Consider the following 5,226-nt stretch of genomic DNA (forward strand, 5'->3'; position numbering starts at 1 on the left):
AACCCGGAACCTGCGGGTCTGGTTCCCGATCCAGCGCGGCCTGATGCGCAAGACCGTGGGCCATGTGAAAGCAGTGACCGACGCCTCGATCAGCGTGCGCGCGGGTGAGACCTTGGGCATTGTCGGCGAAAGCGGCTCGGGCAAGACCACGTTGGCGCTGGCGATCATGCGGCTGATTTCATCGACCGGCGGCATTCGCTATCTTGGCGAGGATATTCAGGGCCGCTCGGCCAAGCATCTGCGGCCGCTGCGGCGCGATATGCAGATCGTGTTTCAGGATCCCTACGGCTCGCTCAGCCCTCGGATGACCATCGAACAGATCGTGGCCGAGGGGCTGGGTGTGCATGGGCTGGAAAAAGGTCAGGACCGTCGCGGTATGGTCGCGGATATCCTGACCGAGGTCGGGTTGTCGCCCGATATGATGCACCGCTATCCGCATGAATTTTCCGGCGGCCAACGCCAGCGCATCGCCATTGCCCGCGCGATGATCCTGCGCCCCAAGCTGCTGGTGCTGGACGAGCCGACCTCGGCGCTGGATATGACGGTGCAGGTTCAGATCGTCGACCTGTTGCGCCGCCTGCAACGGCGGTATGGGCTGGCCTATCTGTTCATCAGCCACGACCTGCGGGTGGTGCGGGCACTGTCGCACAAGGTGATCGTGATGAAGCAGGGCGATATCGTTGAGGCCGGTGAAAGTGCTGCGATCTTTGAGTCGCCGCAGACCGATTACACCCGGGCGCTGATGAAGGCCGCTTTCGGGGCAGGGACGTCAAAATAACTGTGCCGCGCTTGGTGGGCGCGGCACAGATGAGTATTTAAGCCAAGAAAAAGACCAGCGGTTCAGATCGCCGGGCTGTGCCCGGCCTTGCTGAGGTCATAGGCGTCAAAAGCCCGGGCGATCATCCGGGTCAGCGGGCGGCCCTGTTGCGGAATGGCAAGGCCTTGCGGTGTGATCTGGACCATATCGCCAAAGGTGGCGGCGACGGGTTTGAACATCTCGTTCAGGGCCTGCGGCGTGATGTCGTAGTCGCGGGTAATTTCGGCGGTGTCGATGCGGAAATCGCACATCAGCGCTTCGATCAGGCGGGCGCGCAGCCGGTCATCGGTCGAGAACGCATGGCCGCGCCCGGTGGCAAAGCGGCCCTCGCGCACCCGGCCGGTATATTCCGAAGTCGAGGACAGGTTCTGGGCATAGCCTTGCGGAAAGCGTGAGATCGACGAGGCGCCAAGACCGATCAACACCTCGGCGGTGTCATCGGTATAGCCCTGGAAATTGCGGCGCAGGCGCCCGGCGCGCTGGGCCACTTCCAGCCCGTCACCGGGGCGGGCGAAATGGTCGATGCCGATTTCATGGTAATGATCCCACAGGAACAGGCGGCGCGCGGTTTCAAAAAGATGCAGCCGTTCTTCGGGGGTGGGCAGGGCCTCGGACGGCAGCATCTGCTGGCGCTTGGCCATCCATGGCACATGCGCATAGCCGTAAAGGGCGACGCGGTCGGGCGACAGCGACAGCAGCTTTTGCACGCTTTCGGCGACGCGCTCTTTCGATTGGTGCGGCAGGCCATACAGGATGTCGGCGTTCAGGCTGGCGATGCCGCGCGCGCGGATCATGTCGACAGCGTCGCGGGTGGTGTCATAGCTTTGGATGCGGCCGATGACGGCCTGAATTTCGGGGTCAAAGTCCTGAATCCCGATCGAGGCGCGGTTCATTCCGGCGCCGGCAAGGGCGTCCAGACGGTCGGCGTCGATCTCGTTCGGGTCGATTTCTACCGAGAATTCAGCATTTTCACCCAAGGGAACAGTCTGAAAAATTGTGTCCGACAGCTCGCGCATCATGTCAGCACTGAGCAGGGTCGGGGTTCCGCCCCCCCAATGCAGCCGCGACAGAGTGACGCCTTTGGGCAGCGTCTGACGCAGCAGGGCCAGTTCGGATTTCAGTGTTTGCAGGTAGGCGCGGACCGGTGAATCGGTGCGGGTGCCTTGGGTTCGACAGGCGCAAAACCAGCACAACCGGCGGCAAAAAGGCACGTGAATATAAAGGGATACGCGCGCGCCGGGCTGAATTTCTTGGATCCAGCGGACAAAGTCGCTTTCGCCGATCGACGCAGAAAAATGTGGTGCCGTGGGATAACTAGTATACCTTGGCACGCGTGCGTCGAAGAGCCCTAGCCGGGTGAGTTGCGATTCGGTGTTCATTCCCATAGGTGTAGCCACAGGCTCGCGCCAAACATTGATCGAAGTCAAAAACGAAACCGGATATGGCAGTTCAGGATCACACATTCTCGCATGTCGATTGTGAGGCATGCCCCATTCGCCACAGGGCCGTTTGCGCGCGCTGTGATGCGGACGAGCTGGAGCGGCTGGAAGAGATCAAATACTACCGCACCTTCGAGGCCGGTCAGACCGTGATCTGGTCCGGCGACCGGATGGATTTCGTGGCGTCCGTGGTCGAAGGCATTGCCTCGCTGACGCAGGCGATGGAGGACGGGCGCACCCAGATGGTCGGGCTGTTGCTGCCGTCGGATTTCGTCGGGCGTCCAGGGCGCGAGACCGCGGCCTATAACGTCGTGGCGACGACCCGGCTGACGATGTGCTGTTTCCGCAAGAAGCCATTCGAGGCGATGATGTTGCGCACGCCGCATATCAGCCAGCGCCTGTTGGAAATGACGCTGGACGAACTGGACGCGGCGCGGGAATGGATGTTGTTGCTGGGCCGTAAGACCGCGCGCGAAAAGATTGCCAGCCTGTTGGCGATCATCGCCCGCCGCGATGCGACGCTCAAGCTGGCCTCGGCCACCGGCCAGATCGTGTTCGATCTGCCGCTGACCCGCGAGGCGATGGCCGATTATCTGGGTCTGACGCTGGAGACCGTCAGCCGTCAGATCAGCGCGCTCAAGCGCGATGGCGTTATTCAGCTTGAGGGCAAGCGTCACATCACCGTTCCCGACATGGACCGGCTGATGGACGAAACCGGCGACGATACTGACGGCGGTGTCTATATCTGACATTCAGGTCCGCCCCGGACCGGGTCCGGGGCAGGGGATCAATGCGCCAGCAGCACCGGAACGGTGGCGGCTTCCAGCATGTTGCGGGTTGCGCCGCCAAGGATGGCTTCGCGAAAGCGCGAGTGGCCATAGGCGCCCATCACCACCATATCGGCGCTCATGTCGCTGACATGCCGCAACAGCACGTCGGAAATGCGCGGCATGGTCTTGGCCAGAACCGTGATTTCGGCCCGCACCCCGTGACGGCCCAGCATTTGCGACAACAGCCCGCCCGGATCCGAGCGATCCGGCCCGTGTTGCGGCGGGTCGATTACGGTGATGTCCACCAGATCGGCCTCTTTCAGCATCGGCAGCGCACAGCGGATGGCGGTCATCGCCTCGCTGCTTTGGTTCCACGCCAAGGCGATCCGCTGGCCGATCGCGGTCAGGTTCGCGTTGGCGGGCGCCACCAGAACCGGCACCTGTCCGTCGAACAGCGCGGCTTCGGTGATTGCTTCGTCCTCGATCCCGCGATCCTCGCCATAGGGTTTGGGCAGGACCACCAGATCGGCGAACCGGGCTCGCGCCGCGACCAGTTGTGACAGGCCGGTGACCTGCGCCACCGCCGCATCGCTGCCCCAGCGCAGGGCTTCGCCGCTCATGCGCTGTTGAACGGCGGCTTCGACGGCGGCCGCATCGTCCTGCGCCTTTTGCAGGGTTTCCTGCAAAAGAACCGCGTTGGTCCCGGCAAAGTAATATCCGGTCTGGGTGCGATCGATCCCCAGACACAGGATTTCCAAATGTGCGTCCTGACGTGTCGCCATCGTGATCGCCGCATCCAGCGCCGAGCGCGACAGGTCGGAATTCGAAACGACTGTCAGAATGGTCTTGTAAGCCATCTTTACCTCCATAAGCGCCATCGTTGGGCGCACGACCCCCTTAAGTCCTCGACTTTGGTGTCTATTTCACAGCATCCTCGCAACGCGGTTGAGCGCCTTGACATGGATCAAGGCGATGGACAGGGACGCTCGGCATACCGCAGCCATGGAAAAATGCCTTCCCGTATAGAATCGCGGGGGGGAATGACGAAGGGACGCACGATGTGGGATTATGCAAAAATGGCCGTATTCGGTGCTATCGCGGTGCTTGCCGCGATCGCAGCGAACTACGCCCGTGACATTGCCTACCTGGTGAACGCACTGACGATCATGCTGGCCGCGGCCATCATGTTTATTTACACGGTGCGCAAGGCCGGGGATTCAAAAACAGCCGATACTTCGGGTTATCTGGACGGGGTCGTCCGGGCCGGGGTTATCGCAACCGCCTTTTGGGGCGTAGTCGGCTTTGCCGTTGGGACGTTTATCGCGTTTCAGCTGGCATTTCCGTCACTTAACTTTGACTGGGCCGAGGGCTATGCCAACTTTGGCCGCCTCCGCCCGCTGCACACCTCTGCAGTGATTTTCGCCTTTGGCGGCAACGCTTTGATCGCGACCTCGTTCTACGTGGTTCAGCGCACCTCGGCGACGCGGCTTTGGGGCGGCAACGCTGGCTGGTTCGTGTTCTGGGGCTATCAGCTTGTGATCGTTCTGGCCGCAACCGGCTATCTGCTGGGGGCAACCCAAGGCAAGGAATATGCCGAGCCGGAATGGTATGTCGACCTGTGGCTGACGATCGTCTGGGTGGTCTATCTGGCCGTCTTCCTGGGCACGATCATCAAGCGCAAGGAAAAGCACATCTACGTGGCGAACTGGTTCTTCCTGTCGTTCATCGTGACCGTTGCTATGCTGCACCTGGTCAACAACCTGTCGGTTCCGGTCAGCATCTTTGGCTCGAAATCGGTTCAGGTGTTCGCCGGTGTGCAAGACGCCATGACGCAGTGGTGGTATGGCCACAACGCTGTGGGCTTCTTCCTGACCGCTGGCTTCCTTGGGATGATGTATTACTTCGTTCCGAAGCAGGCTGAACGTCCGGTTTATTCCTATAAACTGTCGATCATCCACTTCTGGGCGCTGATCTTCCTGTATATCTGGGCTGGTCCGCACCACCTGCACTATACCGCGCTGCCCGACTGGGCCTCGACGCTGGGCATGGTGTTCTCGATCATGCTGTGGATGCCCTCGTGGGGTGGTATGATCAACGGCCTGATGACGCTGTCCGGTGCTTGGGACAAGCTGCGGACCGACCCGATCATCCGTATGATGGTCGTTTCGATCGGCTTCTACGGCATGTCGACCTTCGAAGG

The 5,226-nt window shown here is 61.3% G+C and carries 5 protein-coding genes; 3 read left to right on the forward strand and 2 right to left on the reverse strand.

From position 1 onward, the window contains the following. On the forward strand, positions 1 to 778 hold a 778-nt coding region (locus tag ABYW26_RS10040), incomplete at its 5' end, for an ATP-binding cassette domain-containing protein (protein ID WP_372604701.1). Positions 779 to 840: 62 nt separating this feature from the next. Here the strand turns inward: ABYW26_RS10040 and hemN are convergent. Then, the gene (gene hemN, locus ABYW26_RS10045) at positions 841 to 2,196 is read right to left on the reverse strand and encodes an oxygen-independent coproporphyrinogen III oxidase (protein WP_372604705.1); all 1,356 of its coding nucleotides are present in this window, start codon (positions 2,194 to 2,196) and stop codon (positions 841 to 843) included. 62 nt (positions 2,197 to 2,258) lie between these two features. Here hemN and fnrL point away from each other — a divergent pair, with 62 nt between their 5' ends. After that, positions 2,259 to 3,005 carry a transcriptional regulator FnrL gene (gene fnrL / locus ABYW26_RS10050; protein WP_372604702.1) on the forward strand — a complete coding sequence of 249 codons (747 nt, stop codon included), beginning with the start codon at positions 2,259 to 2,261 and terminating at the stop codon, positions 3,003 to 3,005. Positions 3,006 to 3,043: 38 nt separating this feature from the next. On the opposite strand, the gene ABYW26_RS10055 is transcribed toward fnrL, so the two are convergent. Next, complete coding sequence (locus ABYW26_RS10055; RefSeq protein WP_372604703.1) at positions 3,044 to 3,883, reverse strand: universal stress protein; 840 nt, start codon at positions 3,881 to 3,883, stop codon at positions 3,044 to 3,046. Between the two features lie 201 nt (positions 3,884 to 4,084). On the opposite strand from ABYW26_RS10055, the gene ABYW26_RS10060 reads away from it, so the two are divergent. Continuing rightward, positions 4,085 to 5,226 (forward strand): cbb3-type cytochrome c oxidase subunit I (locus ABYW26_RS10060; RefSeq protein WP_372604704.1); only part of this gene is annotated, 1,142 nt, incomplete at its 3' end.

The organism is Actibacterium sp. (assembly GCF_041584535.1).
GTDB lineage: Bacteria > Pseudomonadota > Alphaproteobacteria > Rhodobacterales > Rhodobacteraceae > Actibacterium_D.